Source organism: Francisella noatunensis subsp. noatunensis, assembly GCF_009823375.1.
GTDB classification, from domain to species: Bacteria; Pseudomonadota; Gammaproteobacteria; order Francisellales; family Francisellaceae; genus Francisella; species Francisella noatunensis.
In genome coordinates, this window is the sequence record NZ_WBSX01000030.1 from 1 (window position 1) to 16,531 (window position 16,531).

Sequence of the window (16,531 nt, forward strand, 5' to 3'; positions counted from 1 at the left end):
TAGCTTTTTAACTTTACAGGATAGCTTATGATTATTTGAAGTTCTGCGGCTTTGATATAGCTTCTGTGCTATCTCAGCATTATAGTCACTATTTATACTAGTGCGATTAAGTTCCTTTTTTATAGCTCTTTCACTATAGCCAATTTTATTGGCTATTTGAGATGTTTGGTATCCTAATTTAAGTAATTCTTCTATACAATATCTATTTGAAAGAGTTAAGTGCTTTGGCATTTTTTAGTTCCTTATCGTTTATTTTAGTTTCGTCAAAACCTAATAAACTATATTTGGAACTCTCTTTCAACTATTTAAAACTTTCAGAATACAATCTAGCATTTGTTATAATTTTCACAGTTTAAAATAATTAAAGATAAATATGAAATATACAAAACTACGTAAAACTAATATTGATATAAGTAGAATCTGCCTTGGAACTATGACTTGGGGGGCACAAAATACTCAGGATCAGGGTTTTGAACAAATGGATTACGCTCTTTCTCAAGGAGTTAATTTTTGGGACACTGCTGAGCTATATGCTGTTCCACCAACACCTGATACTTATGGTAAGACAGAGGAAATTATTGGTAACTGGTTTAGCTCAAGGCAAAAAAGACAGGATGTTATACTAGCTACGAAATTCTCGCCTATTCCTTGGGCTAGAAATGAGGAAAATCCTCAGATAAATCGTGAAAATATTATTTCAGCTGTTGATAATAGCCTTAGAAGATTAAAAACCGACTATATCGATTTATATCAATCTCACTGGACTGTAAAATAGACCGAACTATCATTTTGCAGATTGGTGGTCATTTGAACCAGCTCAGGGAGCTAATGCTAAACAACAAATACAAGATAATATTCTCGAAACACTTAAAGCATGTGATGAACTTATTAAAGCTGGGAAAATTAGACATATTGGATTATCAAATGATTCGGCTTGGGGTATAAATCAATTTATTAACTTAGCAGAAAAACATAATCTACCAAGAATAGTTAGTTTACAAAATGAATATAACCTACTTAGAAGAAGAGACGAGACTGATGTAATGGAAACGTGTGCTATTGAAGATATATCTTATCTGGCATGGTCACCACTACAAATGGGAATTTTAAGTGGTAAATATTTAGATGGTAATATCCCAGCTGGAAGTAGAATGTCTGATGAGGTTATGGGATCACCTGAGCAGAAAGCTCGATTTGCAACTAGACAAAATGCTACAGTTGACTTAGCAGTTAAAGAATATCTAGAAATTGCTAAGAAACATAATTTAGATATTTGTCAAATGGCTATAGCTTTCACAGTTAGAAAAGAATATATGAGCTCTAGTATAATTGGGGCAACTACTATGCAACAACTAAAGACTAATATTGATGCTATAAATCTTGAGTTATCAGCTGAAGTATTAGCAGATATCGAAAAAGTTAGAAGAAAATACCCAATACCGTTCTAATGCAGGTTCAAAACATTGTCCAAAAAAATCTTCCTAATATTAATATGGTTAAGTGCAGTAGTATACTCGCATGATAAATACTTCACTTTCAGCATTTTCTATACCATTGATAAATCAATATGGATTTTCTAGTATTGACATTGCTTTTGCTATATCAATATACAGCATCGCAATGCTAATTATGAAGATACCCGTTGGAATTATAGTTGATAGATATGGTATTGATATCCCTGTAATGATTGCGATGTCAATAGTTCTAGTTGGAACTATAATTTTTGCGTTTCCTACTAACTCAGCAACTCTACTGACTTCACGATTTATTATAGGTGTTGGTACAGCTTTTGCTATGATGAGTGCATATAGACTGACAAGTATTATTCTTAGTAAGCGTCTATTTGCAATTGCAACAGGTTTTATTTATTTTTTTGGCTCGCTAGCAGTTTCTATTTCAAGAGCGCCACTAAATTATGCTGTTAAGCAATACAATTATACTTATATAGTTTTGATATTAGCAAGTTTAATGCTTGTTATATTGATGCTCTACTCTATCAGCAGATTTAAATATGGTAGGATTCCTAGAAGCGATGATATCAAATCATTTAGTGATTATTTTGCTGGCGTGAAGGATATTTTCAAAGATAGACAAATAATCTTTACGATACTTTATGCTAGTCTTTTTACTTGTGTATTTTTTAATACTATTGGCTATTGGGGGGAAATACCATCTTATTAAACACTAAATTAGCTAGCCAACAAGCCGGTTTAATAGGTAATAGCATTTGCGTCACTTGCTTCTGGTATTGCTTCAATCATTGTTGGTTTGATTATTGCTACTCAACTACTCAAAAGAAGTCATATCTTTATTTTTACATCGCTAGCTAGTATTTCAGTCATTATGATCTTTTATACAGATATCACAAATATTAATATACTTAGTTTAGCTGCGTTGTTTTTTGGAGTTAGTTTTGGTTTTACAGGTATAGTTTTTGATACTGCAAATAAACGTAAGCAAAGTTATCTTGTCAGCATATTATCACTACTATTTTTGGTTGAATATGTCTTAAATAGTATTATAAATCCACTAGCTGCCTATATTCAAAAAGCTTTCGTAGATTTTGGGTTTGCTACTTTTTTGAGTTATAAAATAGCTTATGGATTATTTTTTGGGTTACTAATTATTGCTAATATTTTAAGCTTTTATATAAAACCTCAAAAAATATAATCAAAGAGCTAAAAAATTCTTTAAAGTTAATAAACCATATTCGGTCAAATATGCCTCTGGATGATATTGAACACCAAAAATATTTGCCTTTTGATGAGCAAAAGCCATAATTTCATCACTATCGGTTGAGGCTAAAGTAATCAACGGCTCTTTAATATCATCAACAATTAAAGAATGATAACGTGTTACAGCAAATTTTAGTGGATGATCTTTGTATAGTACAGATGATTTAATTTGTTTAATCTTAGATAGTTTACCATGGTGTATTTGCTTAGTTTTTATGGTTTTTGCTCCATAATATTGAGCAATAAGCTGATGACCTAAACATATTCCTAATAAAGGCAAATTATTTTGCTGACAATACTCAATGATTGTATAGATATTTTTAAGCTCATCTGGATGACCTGGTCCTGGTCCAATAATAATATGAGAATATTGCTCAATATTATCAATTTGCTCATCAGTTTTTACCATTGATACTTGATAGCCAAGATAAGTTATATAATCAACAATTGTATTACTAAAAGAATCATAATGATCAATATATAAAACCATACTAAATCTCCAAATACGCTAGTATCAAGCCTCTGACACTATTAATAAGATATATTTTATTAGCTGTTTTTAGATCATTTAAATTTAGGCTTTTGGATTGCAGTTTGCCTTGAGAAATTAAAGATTTTCTTGCAACACCTGCTAAGACACCATCTTCTAATTTTGGTGTGTAAAGTTTATCATTTTTCTCAATAACTATATTATGAAACCTAGCTTCAGTAATATTATCTTTTTCATTAAGATAAATAAGCTCACAATTATCGTCATGAATATATTTGTGATGCATTTGAGTATAAAAACCTCGTGTCGAACTATGTGTAGTTTTGTGCTGAAATAATTTATTAGCTGAACTTATTTTCTCAGGACAAACTATTAGCTTAATAGCTTGTTGGTTTGTGGTATTAATTTCAGTATGCTCGATATTTATAGACTTATCATAATGATATTCTAAACGGATTTTATACTCTTTATCATCAGTTAATTGCTCTACATAGTCATATAGTTGATCTCTAATCTTGCAAATATCAACATCAAAGAATAATTGCCTAGCAGAGTTTTCAAACCTTTCTAAATGTAACTCTAAATTTCTAAATTTATTATGGTAATAAATACTTTCAATTAAGCAAAAATCTGGCTGATAAATTTGGAGTATAAAGTTTATCTTGGTATTCATTTCTTGCCATTCTGGCTGTACATCTGAATAAACAGTAACACCTCCACCTACACCAATCTGTAAGTTATCACGATATTTTTGAATAGTCCGAATAGCAACATTAAAACACATATCATTATTTGGCATAATATAGCCAATGCTTCCGGTATAAACTCCCCTTTTACCTTTTTCTATTTGTTTGATTAGTTCCATAGTTCGTTTTTTAGGTGCTCCTGTAATCGAACCACACGGAAATAAGCCATCTAAAAGCTTTCTAAAAGATATTTGTTTATCTACTTTTGCTGAGATTTGTGAAGTCATTTGCAATAGTTTTTTGTATTTCTCTATTGAGAAAAGCTTATCCACTTTCACAGTATGAGTATTTGCAATAGCAGATAAATCATTACGCAAAAGATCAACAATTATTAAGTTCTCTGCCCTATTCTTATCACATGATGATAATTCTTGATATATCTTTTGATCTTCTAAATTATTACCTGTCAATTTTGCTGTACCCTTCATTGGTTTGACAAGCAAATTATGAGCTTCTTTCTTAAAGAAAAGTTCAGGCGAAATTGATATTATATTTGGGTTTAAAAATGGTAAATATGCAGCATATTTAACTGATTGTTGTCGTTTAAGTTTAGTGTATAGATCATAACTGCTAATCCTTGTAGTAGCTAAGATATTTTTAGTTAAGTTAATCTGATAGCTTTCACCATTGATAAGGGCTTGTTGAACTTTATCAAAGCTTTTTTGATAATCTGCAAAGTTAAGACTATCTATCATTAGATCTATATTTTTATCTGAAATTAAACTATCTGGAATTTCATTTGAGTAATTACTAAAAGCGACAAAATGAAGTAATTTAGTATCATCAGAATCGCATAAATCATAAAGGTTGTTATTAATGTAATAACTGGCTTCATAACTTAAATATCCAACTAGATATAAACCTTGATGTTGCAGTTCTTCCAATTGCCCAAAAGCTAACTCAAGTGATTCTTTATCGTTAGCTATAACCTCAGCAACTGGATTGTAAAAATAATAACTTTGGTTATTCGTTAAAGTATCTTCAAGAATTGCAAATTGTGGTAATTGGGTATTCTCATGATTAATCATTTCTTTTAGTTTTTTTCTATCAGTCTTGCCAGTTGTAGTGGCTGGAATTTCATCAATATAAATAATTCCATCTAATTTTTTGTATTCAGCTATGTAATTGCATAGCTTATTATTTATAAATTCTAAAGAGTACTGCTGCGATGCCACCAAATATGCCCAAACAGTTTCTCCCCATATTTTATCTATTTTAGAAATAACTATACAATTATCAATATTTGGTATTTTTAAAATTGCAGTTTCTAACTCAATTGGAGATATATTGGAACCACCTTTTATAATTATATCCTTATAACGCCCATAAAAACTAAGCTCATAACTTTGAGCATCGAAACTACCTATATCTCCAGTTTCTAACCACTCAGTTTGAATATTTAGAGGTAACATATTATTTTTGATGAAGATTTTACCATAGTCACTATTTTTGAATTTAACTATTTTTACTTGAGTATCTGCAAAGATTTTAACTTTATTAACCGTCTTAGTAGACACATTTTGACCATATCCAAAAACCTCTGTCATACCTAAACCATTCAGTAATGGTATACCAAACTTATTTTCAACTTCATTTGCTAAACTTTCGCTGACTATATCACCAGCCACACCTAGATAGCGTAGATTATGGTTATTATTAATATTTTGCTCTAATAGAAAATGATACATTGTCGGTAACAATGCTAAGGCTGTTACATTATTTTGGTTAATAATCTCTGCTATTAATCTCGCATCAAATTCACGGATAATTGTTATATTTAATCCCATAGCTAATGCTGGTAAGATTTGATAAGAAAAAGCAAAAGCATGATTTATTGATAATGCCACTAATAAGTGATCATTTTGTTTAAGGCCTAAATCATTAATTCTATCATTAGCATAATTGATTATTTGATTAATATCGTGAAGATGCTTTTGATAAAATCCTGTTGTTCCAGAACTTACATGCGCTGTTAGAGATTTAGCGTAAATTGTATAATCTTGCGTATATTCAAGACTTTCAAAAAACGATGTCGGATTTTCTATGTATAATATATTTACTTCAAGATTAGATATTTTATCTGTGATAAATAAACTATCATCTTCAATTATCGCTGCTAGCTCATTATCAATCAATCTTGGATTGATTGGCACAAAAATATCTATATTTGCTATCCAACTAGCTATATACAAGCTTACAGATAATGGCGAGTTTTTTAGATTTGAGTATATTTTTCTATAACCACAAGATTCTAAGAATCTAGCTAAACTATATGACTTTTGCAAAATTTCGTAATAGCTATACCTTATGTTATCGAAATATATATAAGTGCTTTTACCATATTTATTTATATTTGCTAAAAAATCTCTAAGTTGGTGCATATTTACGGACAATAAGTTATCTAAGCATTTGCCAATATGATATATTAAATAACAAAATTTACTCTAATTTATCTAACAAAATGAAACAATCTCTGTTTTTATCTGATATGGAAATATATGTAAGTCTTGGTTGCTCTGAAGAGGAAAGATCCCACAAACAAATGATAACGCTTGATCTAGAGCTAGAATTTAGCCAAAACTATAGCGCAAGTAATTCTGATAATCTTGAAGAAACCATTTGCTATTATACTCTGAGAAATAATATTCAACGCTTTTGTGATAACATTAGCTGTAATCTTATAGAGTACTTAGCTAAGCAAATTTATCTGTTTATTGGAGAAAAACATAGAGATATAACAATCAAATACTTGAAACTTAACAAAAAGCCCCCAGTTTCACAGATAGGTTCTGCTTCTTTTATTATTAGGAATTAATGTGCAATATATTATAGGAATTGGAACAAATATTGGTTTCACTATACAGAATATTCATCTTGTGTTAGATGCTCTAGCATCACACCAAAGTATTAGAATTATTAGAAAAGCTAGCTTATACAGTAGCAAAGCATTACTTAAAGAAAATGCTCCTAAAGAATGGGATATTACATTTTTGAATACTGCTGTTAAAATTAGTACTCATCTTAAACCTCAAGATTTGTTGATAGTTTTAAAAGATATAGAAGAAAAAATTGGTAGAGATCTTAATGCTCCGGTTTGGTCTCCTAGGCTTATTGATTTAGATATACTATCAGCTGAGGATTTAGTAGTAGATACAGCTAAACTTACAATTCCTCACAAAGAATTAATAAACCGTAGTTTTGCTCTAGCTCCATTACTAGAACTATCCAAAGGTTGGCACCATCCAAAATATGTTGAATGGAATCTAAGCCTAAGACTAAAAGAGCTAGAACCAATTGAAAAACTTAATCAAACACTATCAAATACAATGCGTATGGGTATAGTTAACTTATCAGATCAGTCTTTTTCAGACGGAGGTTTTGATGATACTCAGCGTAAATCAAATTTTATTGAGGTAATAAATAATGGTGCTGAAATTATTGATATTGGTGCTGAATCGACCAAGCCTAATGCTACTGCTACTAGTGTAGATGAAGAGTTTAATAAATTAGATGAGTTCTTAGAATATCTTAAAGAACAACTTAATGATTTGAATTATAAACCTCTTGTAAGTATTGATACACGTAGATTTGAAGTCATGAGTAAAATCTTAGAAAAACATCATGATATCATCTGGATGATAAATGATGTTGAATGTAATGATATTGAGAAAAAAGCTCAACTTATAGCTAAATATAAAAAGAAATATGTAATAACTCATAATTTAGGCATCACAGATAGAAACCAGTATTTAGATAAAGAAGACGCTATAGATAATGTATGTGAGTTTATTGAGAACAAAAAACAAATTCTCCTAAACCATGGTGTAGAGCAACAAAATATATACTTTGATGTAGGCTTTGGTTTTGGTAAAAAAGCAGATACTGCAAAATATTTATTAGAGAATATTGTTAATATAAAACAAAAACCAAATCTAAAAGCACTAGTTGGACATTCACGTAAACCATCTGTATTAGGTATTCCTAAAGATAGTCACATCAGTACTTTAGATAGTGCTACAAAAGAACTTTCAAGAAAATTAGAAAAACTCAATATTGATATTATAAGAGTACATAAAATTTAGTAAGGAAAAATTATGCCATACCATCCAGCATTAGAGTCGCTATTAGATACTCCTGAAGTAAGAAAAATAAAAAAATTAGATTTAAGAGATCAGCGTAAGATATTTGCAGATCTTTCAATAGCACAAATCAAGCGCCTACCTCGCCCTGATATTATCGAAGAAGATATTAAGTTAGAAAATGATACTATATTAAGGCACTATAAACCTAAAAAAGCATCTGATAAAGCTGTACTTTTTATTCATGGCGGTGGTTGGTGTTTGAGCTCTATAGATACTTATGATCACGTATGTAGATACTTATGTGATCAAGGTAATTTAAATATTTTCTCATTAGAGTATGGCTTAGGCCCTGAACATAAATATCCCACAGCTGTTAATCATGCGCTATATGCTTATGACTGGCTTTATGAAAATATTACTAAGTTTAATTTATCTACTGAAAATATATTTGTAATGGGAGATAGTGCTGGTGGAAATCTTGTAACTATAATATGCCATGAACGTCAAGAAAATATGCCAAAAGCACAAATTTTGGTTTATCCTGCTGTTGACATGTATACTAAATATGACAGCAATACTAAATTTGATGAGTATAAATATCACCTAACTACTGAATGGTGTGAGCTATTTCTAAAAGGATATATAGGTGAAGATATAATGTCCGAGCCTAAAAAACTTAGACAACCTACAATATCTCCATTATTTTATAAAGATACAAAACAACCAGATACGCTAATTATAGCAGCTACTCATGATATCCTTATAGATGGGATTTATGCTTATGAAGAGAAGCTAAAACAACAAGGTACTTATGTTGGAACTCACTATGATGATGAAATGTATCATGGTTTTATGGGGAGGCTTGGCGTAGTTCCATTTGAAAATCCTAAAATAGCTTTAGACAAAATGATTGAGTTTATAAATAAACGATAGATATTGGTTAGATATATGACTCAAATTTTAAAAACTGATAAAAAACCTGGCGAAAAATCAGAAGAACTTATTAAAAAATTTAATGATTTGCCTGCTTTTGTTGCAACTGGTGGGGAGATAGTTTTTGTCTCGAATGACTTTTTGGAAGTACATCTAAGATTTAACTTAACAGAAAATACCAAAAACTATCATGGTACTGGTTTTGGTGGAGCTATATACTCATCGCTAGATCCAATTTATCCATTACAGTTATGTAATATTCTTGGTGATGATTATGTAGTTTGGGATTTATCAGCAAATATTGATTATCTTAGACCAATTACGCATCATGTTTATGCAAGATTTCTACTCTCACAAGAAATTATCGATAAAATAAAACAAGATGTTATAACTAAAAATAAATCTGTAATTAGCTTACCAGTCTGCTATGAAGATACTGATAATAACATCTATGCTGAAGCAACCAAAACCATATATATTGCCGATAGAGAGTATTTTAATAATCGTAAAAAATAACTTAGCTAAATGCATTTAATATAGACTGTCTTGTTGCGTTCTTTAATAACTCAATTTCTTGTTGTGTACTATTTAGTGGTGGTAGCCAATAGATAGTATTTCCTAATGGTCTTAATAATGCACCTAATTTTATAGCTTCTCGATAGACATCTAAGCCAGCTCTTTTTTTATCAATATTTAAATCTGCTGCTATAACAGCTCCAATACCTCTAATATTTTTTATAATCGGTAATTGCTCTTGTAGTTCAAGAAAAGATTCACCAAATTGTTCTTCAAGATCCTTAACATTGTTAAGTATATGTTCTTCTTCAAATATATCCAATACTGCATTTGCTACTACAGCTCCTAAAACATTACCACTATGAGTATGTGAATGTAAAAATGCTCTAGTTAACTCATCATCATAAAACATCTCATAATACTGATTTTTTGTCAAAACAATACTAAAGGGTATAATCCCAGAGGTTAGTCCCTTTGATACACACAAAAAATCAGGCTTAATATCAAGATATTCATAAGCAAAAAATTTACCCAGTCGCCCTACTCCGGTCATTATTTCATCAAAAATAATATAAACATTATTTTTCTTACACCACCTACAAAGTCTATTTAAGTAATCTTTACTATAAATCAACATACCTCCTGCACCTTGACAGATTGGCTCTACTATTAAAGCATTAATAAATTCTTTGTGTTGCTCAAGATATTGTTGTGACTTATTCCAATATCCTTCAGCATTTGACCATAGTGGATCACTTTTACCAGTAACATAAGGAATATTTTTTAATTTTAAACTATCAAATAATAATGGCTTATACGGATCAGAGTATAAACCACAATCACTAACACTCATAGTTGCTAATGTCTCACCATGATATGAGTTTTCAAGACAAACAAACTTAGTCTTTTTAGTTTGATTTTGAAAACTTCTAAGATGTGTTGTCATTTTTAGAGCTATCTCTACAGCACAGGATCCATCACTTGCGTATAAACTTTTATCCATACCTGTCAAATTACAGATTCTTTGACTAAAACTATCTATTTCATCATTTGTAGTATTTGCAAATATCGTATGCTCATATTTATCTAGTTGTGTCTTAAGCTTATCTATTATGTATGGGTGTCTATGCCCAAGAGATTTACACCACCAACTTGATGTAACATCAAAAAGCTTTCTATTATCTTTAGTGTAGATATACCTACCTTCTGTTTTAGAAACATTCATAGGAGGTGATTTTTCAAAGTCTTTCATTTGGGTGCATGGATGCCATATGTTTGAGCTATACATATTGTAAACCTTTTGTAAAATATTAAGTTGACATAAATTGTACACAAGATATAAAATACTTTACAACTTTAAAACACTTTTTTATAAAAAATGACATTAGAACAAATCAAAGAAATTTACTCAAGACCATTAACAGAATTGATCTTACAAACTTTGGAAATTCATAACAAAAACTTTGGTAATGATATTGAGTTATGCTCACTAAAAAGTATCAAAACAGGTACTTGCCCAGAAGACTGTAAATACTGTCCTCAAAGTGGACATTATAATACTAGTATCGAAAAGCATAAACTATTAGATAAAGATAGTATATTGGCAGAAGCAAAAAATGCTAAAGATGCTGGGTCAAAAAGATTCTGTATGGGTGCTGCATGGAAACACATTCCCAAAAAAGACTTTGATCAAGTCGCTGAGATCATCACTGAAGTCAAAAATCTTGGCTTAGAAACATGTGTAACTCTTGGAAGTATCAACGCTGATGAGGCTACTAAATTAAAAGAAGCAGGATTAGATTACTACAATCATAATCTTGATACTTCAAGAGAATTTTATCCAGAAATAATTACCACACGCAAATTTGAAGAAAGAATCGATACTATCAGAAACGTTGCTAACGCCGATATAAATGTCTGCTGTGGTGGTATATTAGGTATGGGTGAATCTCTAGATGATAGATTTAATTTATTACTTGAGTTATTACAGCTACCTGCTGCTCCAAAAAGTATCCCTATCAATACATTAATACCAGTTAAAGGAACCCCTCTAGGAGATAAGTATACAGATGCTCAAATTGATAATTTTGAATTAGTAAGATTTATAGCAACTACAAGAATACTATTTCCAAAAGCAAGATTGAGATTATCAGCAGGTAGAGAGAATATGTCTTTAGAGACTCAGACTCTATGTTTTCTTGCTGGTATTAACTCAATATTTTATGGTAATAAGCTGTTAACAGAGAATAATGCTACTGTTAATTCTGATAATTTTTTATTAGCTAAGCTCGGCTTAGAATCAAATGCTGAATTATGTTAAACCTACAAGACAAATATACTCAATATCAAAAAGATAATTTATTAAGAGAGTTAACTCCTTTTGTAAAGGATTATTCTACTATTGACTTTACAACTAGCGATTATTTAGATCTATCATCAGCACACAATCTTAAAGATGCCATAGTAACTGGTTTTGATAAGTATGGCTTTGGTAGTAAAGGATCTAATATAGTTTGTGGTTATACTGATGAGACAAAACAATTTGAATATGAGTTTGCAAAGTTTGTTAACTATCCTAGAGCGATATTTTTTAGTTCAGGGTTTATGGCAAATTTAGCAATTTATTCAACGCTATTTAGTAAGCATGATAGTATCTTTGCAGATAAGTATATACATGCGTCTATTATTGATGGAATCAAACTTTCACAAGCTAAACTAAAAAGATATAAACATCAGCAATTAGGTCACCTTCAAGATATATATGATGGCAAGAGCTTCACTACAACAGAAGGAGTCTTTAGTACTTCAGGATCAATTACTCAACTTGATAAATTAGCTAAAATTACGCCAGAAAAGCTAATAGTCGATGAGGCTCATAGCTTTGGGCTTTTGGGTAAAAATGGTCGTGGTGCAATCAACAACTTTCAAATAAGCTATAAAAATTGTCCAATCTGTATTTTTCCTCTTGGTAAAGCATTTGGTGGAGTCGGTGCTGTAGCTTGTACTACAGAAGCAATTGCAGAATACCTAATACAATTTGCACGTAACTATATCTATACAACAGCATTACCACCAATAATACTAAAAGCTGCTTTGATACAACTAAAAAACCTTGAAAACGCTAATGATAATCGAGCAAAACTTCAACAAAATATCATTTTTTTTAATGAACTATGCGATGACAAAGATCTTAAACTAGTATCTAAAGATTTATCACCTATTAGAAGTATTCAACTAAATAGTGCTAATCTTGCAATTAGATTAAAGGATAAGCTCTTTGAAAATAAAATAATAGTGTCTTGTTTTAGATATCCTACAGTACCTAAAGATCAAGCTATATTAAGATTTTCACTACATAGTAATAATACTTTTGACCAAATTTATCAGGCTTTAGAAATTATCTCAAAAGAAGTCAAATATGAACATATATAATCAAGTTAAAAGTAACTTTGCAAAAGCTACAGATTACTCTAAAAATTCAACTATTCAAAATCAAGTACGCCAATTACTTTTAGAGCAGACACTAAACTATTCAAGGCTTGTGAGCTACAATCATACTAATAATATTCTAAATTTAGGAGTGCGGGACTTATCTGAGCCATTAGAGCTTAATAGGATATTTTCAGCAAAGCAAATTGATGCTTGCGATATTACTTTACCGAAAAATTTAAAACATACAAATATAAACACACTAAAACTTAATTTTGATACAGATCTACGTCTACTTAAAAATAGCTATGATTTAATATTTTCAAATATGTCATTTCAATGGAGTCAAGACATAGAATTATTAATTAAAAATCTAGCAACAAAATTAAATAATCGTGCAATTTTAGCCTTTAGTACTGTTTTAGATAACAATTTTCATCAAGTGAAAGACATACTAAGAATAAATAAAATGCACAGTAGTTCTAATATTTTAGACTTTATCAGAAAATCTAACTTAAACTGCCTACATCATGAAGATTTATATTTAGATATTAGATTTAATAACTTTAAAGAGCTAACAAATCATCTAAAATCTACGGGAGTTAATACGTATACAGGAAGCAACAATAAACCTAACTTTTCAAATATCAAAAAGTTTCTCACAAATACTGATCGTATAAATCTTAGTTATCATATCGGTTTATTTATATGTTTTAAGGAGTAGCTTATGAAAAAAATTTTTATAATTGGTACGGATACTGAGGTAGGCAAAACATATATCTCAACTAAATTGATTGAGGCTTGTGAGTATGAAAATATTAAATCACTTTGTTTGAAACCTGTAGCGTCTGGTAAAAGCCAATTTTCAGAGCTGTGTGAAGATGTAGAGAATATTCTAAAGGCTTATAAGAATAAATTTACAGCAGATGAAATAAATCTAATTTCATTTAATGAAGCTGTAGCTCCACACATAGTAGCAGCAAAATCAAAAGTAGATATTTCAATTGAAAATCTTAAGCAATTTATTGAAGACAAGTATATTCAGGATATAGATATTTTATTTGTCGAAGGTGCTGGTGGATTATTAACCCCATACTCAGATCATACTACACAGTTTGATCTAATAAAGGCTCTGCAAATATCAGTACTACTAGTATCGGCTATAAAAGTTGGTTGTATAAATCATACTCTACTTACTATTAATGAGTTAAATCGTCATAATATTAAATTAGCTGGTTGGATTGCTAATTGTAATGACTCAAATATTAAATATATTCATGAACAAATAGATACTATAGAAGTGTTATCAGGATACAAGTGTAGTGCAAAAATTTCTCAAAATGCTGATTATTTAGATTTTATAGATTTATCTAAAACACTAATATCACCAGCAGAAAATGAATAATTCCCTTCGCTATTCTTAATAAGAATTTCGCCATTATTTGCTAGGTCAACATAGCTACAGTTATTATAAGTTTTATCAGCTAAAGCCAACGAAAACTCTTTATCTTTTAAATAATTAAATGATTCAAATTCATTTTTAAAATGTGTAAAACCTTTACTAACAAAAATTGCTAAGTCTTCTTTAATAGCTTTGATAATTTGTATAGTTAAGTTAGTTCGATTTGCATGGCGTTGTGATTGTAGTTTTATTGATGTCCATTTTTTGGAGATTTGTTCATTATATTGCATATTAACATTTATACCAAAACCTATAAATAGCTTTGCTCTACCATTAATTTCAGCACTAACATTTATAATAATACCTGCTATCTTTTTATCATCCACATAGATATCATCAGGCCATTTTAATTTAGCATCTAAGTAATATTTTTTTAGAACTCTTGCAATACTGATTCCTACAACTAGGGATAATCCATTAAGTTTCGATATGTCTAGCTCAACTATTTCAAGTATAGTACAGTAGATATTTTTACCAAATGGTGAAATCCATTTACGTTTAAATCGTCCAAATCCATCTGTTTGAAATTCTGAGATAAAAATTGCATTCTCACTATACTTAGCTTGATTTTCTATAGCATATTTTGATGTTGAGTCTATAAAATAAAAATAATTTATATTGTTAAAAACTTTGATTAATTCATCAACTTTTATTAGATCTAATTTTTCTTGGAGTCGATATCCAACTCTTGAGTTAGAAGATACTATTATTTGATAGTTATCTTTAAGTGCTTTGATATTTTTAGAAATAGCCGCTCTTGATATACCTAACTTTTGGGCAATATCTTCGCCACTTACATATTTTTTATCATCTAAAAAGGTTAATATTTGTTGTTGAGTTTTGTTCATTTAACCTTGCTCTTTTAACAAAATCATAAATTGCTATTTCTATCCAAATAAACAGCTGCAGCACCAAAAACTTGAAAGTCACCTTCCGTTTCCGACCATTCTATTTTAATTTTTTTAGCCGACTGAGTAAAGGCAAATGTTTTAATCTCATCCCACATTGCTTTTTCAAAATATTCTCTAGCTGACATTATTGATCCTGCAATTATTATCACCTCTGGATCTAAAGTATACATTATAGACTTTATTGCTACTCCAAGATGTTTACCGAATTGCTTATATATGTCTAGAGCATCTTTATCATTATTTCTTGCACGTTTAAGGATTTCAACACCTTCAATACCTATCTTTTTTATAAAGAATTGACCACTACAATAATCCTCCAAGATTTCATCTAAATAAGGCAACATACCAAATTCTCCTGCTCCGCAATTGAAGTCTTTTAGTAAAGAGCCTTTATTGATAATACCTCCACCAATACCCGTGCCTATTGTAATACCAACGAAATTTTCATGCTCTTTGCCCTTGCCATATAGTCTTTGACCTATAGCAAAACAATTAGCATCATTATCTATGAAAACTGGTACTTTAAACTTTGCCTCTAGTATTTCCTTTAGATGAATCTCCTGCCATGATTTGATATTTTGCACATCATATATAATTCCCTTTTCTCGATCTGCAACGCTAGGAATACCAACGCCTATGCCCTCTACTTCAGAAGTGAAAACTTTTGCTATTGTATTTATGACAACATCAATAACAGATTGAGCACTATGTTCCGCATCTGGTGGAATTTTGCTCAAGTAAGAATCTAATAAGTTTTCTCCACATACTCTACCAGCATTGACTTTAGTACCACCGATATCAACACCAACCACAGTTCTATTCTTAATTTGAATTTCTTTACTCATATCACTTCAACTTATTTTTTAAATAATTCTGTTAGCTTTATAGTTTTATTAGCTAGATTGTATTCTGAAAGTTTTAAATAGTTGAAAGAGAGTTCCAAATATAGTTTATTAGGTTTTGACGAAACTAAAATAAACGATAAGGAACTAAAAAATGCCAAAGCACTTAACTCTTTCAAATAGATATTGCATAGAAGAATTACTTAAATTAGGATACCAAACATCTCAAATAGCCAATAAAATTGGCTATAGTGAAACAGCTATAAAAAAGGAACTTAATCGCACTAGTATAAATAGTGACTATAATGCTGAGATAGCACAGAAGCTATATCAAAGCCGCAGAACTTCAAATAATCATAAGCTATCCTGTAAAGTTAAAAAGCTA

General features: G+C 30.1%; 17 protein-coding genes and 1 pseudogene. 12 read left to right on the forward strand and 6 right to left on the reverse strand.

What is annotated here, in order from left to right; all coding sequences use genetic code 11:
- A partial coding sequence (locus tag F8C69_RS03830; RefSeq protein WP_159183974.1) for a helix-turn-helix domain-containing protein occupies positions 1 to 231 on the reverse strand: 231 nt, incomplete at its 3' end.
- Between the two features lie 142 nt (positions 232 to 373).
- On the opposite strand from F8C69_RS03830, the pseudogene F8C69_RS03835 reads away from it, so the two are divergent.
- From F8C69_RS03835 to F8C69_RS10515, 3 genes and pseudogenes are all read left to right on the forward strand, one after another.
- Positions 374 to 1,448, forward strand: a pseudogene (locus F8C69_RS03835) (aldo/keto reductase).
- Between the two features lie 70 nt (positions 1,449 to 1,518).
- Positions 1,519 to 2,181 carry an MFS transporter gene (locus tag F8C69_RS10510; protein ID WP_234384131.1) on the forward strand — a complete coding sequence of 221 codons (663 nt, stop codon included), beginning with the start codon at positions 1,519 to 1,521 and terminating at the stop codon, positions 2,179 to 2,181.
- 162 nt (positions 2,182 to 2,343) lie between these two features.
- Complete coding sequence (locus tag F8C69_RS10515; RefSeq protein ID WP_234384130.1) at positions 2,344 to 2,670, forward strand: hypothetical protein; 327 nt, start codon at positions 2,344 to 2,346, stop codon at positions 2,668 to 2,670.
- On the opposite strand, the gene F8C69_RS03845 is transcribed toward F8C69_RS10515, so the two are convergent.
- The gene (locus tag F8C69_RS03845) at positions 2,671 to 3,225 is read right to left on the reverse strand and encodes an anthranilate synthase component II (protein ID WP_159184266.1); all 555 of its coding nucleotides are present in this window, start codon (positions 3,223 to 3,225) and stop codon (positions 2,671 to 2,673) included.
- Between the two features lies 1 nt (position 3,226).
- Complete coding sequence (locus F8C69_RS11180; RefSeq protein WP_307838240.1) at positions 3,227 to 6,352, reverse strand: chorismate-binding protein; 3,126 nt, start codon at positions 6,350 to 6,352, stop codon at positions 3,227 to 3,229.
- Positions 6,353 to 6,432: 80 nt separating this feature from the next.
- On the opposite strand from F8C69_RS11180, the gene F8C69_RS03855 reads away from it, so the two are divergent.
- From F8C69_RS03855 to F8C69_RS03870, 4 genes are read left to right on the forward strand one after another with little or no spacing between them, the layout of a single operon-like run.
- Positions 6,433 to 6,786, forward strand: coding sequence for a dihydroneopterin aldolase (locus tag F8C69_RS03855; RefSeq protein WP_159184267.1), 354 nt, complete (start codon positions 6,433 to 6,435; stop codon positions 6,784 to 6,786).
- A 1-nt stretch (position 6,787) separates the two neighbouring features.
- Entirely contained in the window at positions 6,788 to 8,053 is a 1,266-nt protein-coding gene (gene folP, locus F8C69_RS03860) for a dihydropteroate synthase (RefSeq protein ID WP_159184268.1), read from the forward strand.
- Positions 8,054 to 8,065: 12 nt separating this feature from the next.
- Entirely contained in the window at positions 8,066 to 8,986 is a 921-nt protein-coding gene (gene bioJ / locus F8C69_RS03865; protein WP_159184269.1) for a pimeloyl-ACP methyl ester esterase BioJ, read from the forward strand.
- Positions 8,987 to 9,001: 15 nt separating this feature from the next.
- On the forward strand, positions 9,002 to 9,502 hold the full coding sequence (locus tag F8C69_RS03870; RefSeq protein WP_159184270.1) for a PaaI family thioesterase: 501 nt from the start codon (positions 9,002 to 9,004) through the stop codon (positions 9,500 to 9,502).
- 1 nt (position 9,503) lies between these two features.
- On the opposite strand, the gene bioA is transcribed toward F8C69_RS03870, so the two are convergent.
- A complete protein-coding gene (gene bioA / locus F8C69_RS03875; protein ID WP_192189651.1) occupies positions 9,504 to 10,790 on the reverse strand; it encodes an adenosylmethionine--8-amino-7-oxononanoate transaminase in 1,287 nt (428 codons plus the stop codon).
- Positions 10,791 to 10,880: 90 nt separating this feature from the next.
- Here bioA and bioB point away from each other — a divergent pair, with 90 nt between their 5' ends.
- From bioB to bioD, 4 genes are read left to right on the forward strand one after another with little or no spacing between them, the layout of a single operon-like run.
- Entirely contained in the window at positions 10,881 to 11,822 is a 942-nt protein-coding gene (bioB, locus tag F8C69_RS03880) for a biotin synthase BioB (RefSeq protein WP_159184272.1), read from the forward strand.
- A complete protein-coding gene (locus F8C69_RS03885) occupies positions 11,816 to 12,934 on the forward strand; it encodes an aminotransferase class I/II-fold pyridoxal phosphate-dependent enzyme (RefSeq protein ID WP_159184273.1) in 1,119 nt (372 codons plus the stop codon). The genes bioB and F8C69_RS03885 overlap by 7 nt, the downstream gene beginning before the upstream one ends.
- The gene (locus F8C69_RS03890) at positions 12,921 to 13,655 is read left to right on the forward strand and encodes a methyltransferase domain-containing protein (RefSeq protein ID WP_159184274.1); all 735 of its coding nucleotides are present in this window, start codon (positions 12,921 to 12,923) and stop codon (positions 13,653 to 13,655) included. Before F8C69_RS03885 ends, F8C69_RS03890 begins: the two co-directional genes overlap by 14 nt.
- Before the next feature lie 3 nt (positions 13,656 to 13,658).
- Positions 13,659 to 14,336 carry a dethiobiotin synthase gene (gene bioD, locus F8C69_RS03895; protein WP_159184275.1) on the forward strand — a complete coding sequence of 226 codons (678 nt, stop codon included), beginning with the start codon at positions 13,659 to 13,661 and terminating at the stop codon, positions 14,334 to 14,336.
- Here bioD and F8C69_RS03900 read toward each other — a convergent pair.
- Both F8C69_RS03900 and F8C69_RS03905 read right to left on the reverse strand, forming a co-directional pair.
- The gene (locus tag F8C69_RS03900) at positions 14,279 to 15,241 is read right to left on the reverse strand and encodes a biotin--[acetyl-CoA-carboxylase] ligase (RefSeq protein WP_159184276.1); all 963 of its coding nucleotides are present in this window, start codon (positions 15,239 to 15,241) and stop codon (positions 14,279 to 14,281) included. The two genes, bioD and F8C69_RS03900, sit on opposite strands and share 58 nt — an antisense overlap.
- A gap of 23 nt (positions 15,242 to 15,264) precedes the next feature.
- Positions 15,265 to 16,149 (reverse strand): ROK family protein, encoded by an 885-nt coding sequence (locus F8C69_RS03905; protein ID WP_159184277.1) that lies wholly within the window; start codon positions 16,147 to 16,149, stop codon positions 15,265 to 15,267.
- Positions 16,150 to 16,300: 151 nt separating this feature from the next.
- On the opposite strand from F8C69_RS03905, the gene F8C69_RS03910 reads away from it, so the two are divergent.
- Positions 16,301 to 16,531, forward strand: a 231-nt coding sequence (locus F8C69_RS03910) for a helix-turn-helix domain-containing protein (protein WP_159183792.1), incomplete at its 3' end; no start/stop codon positions are given.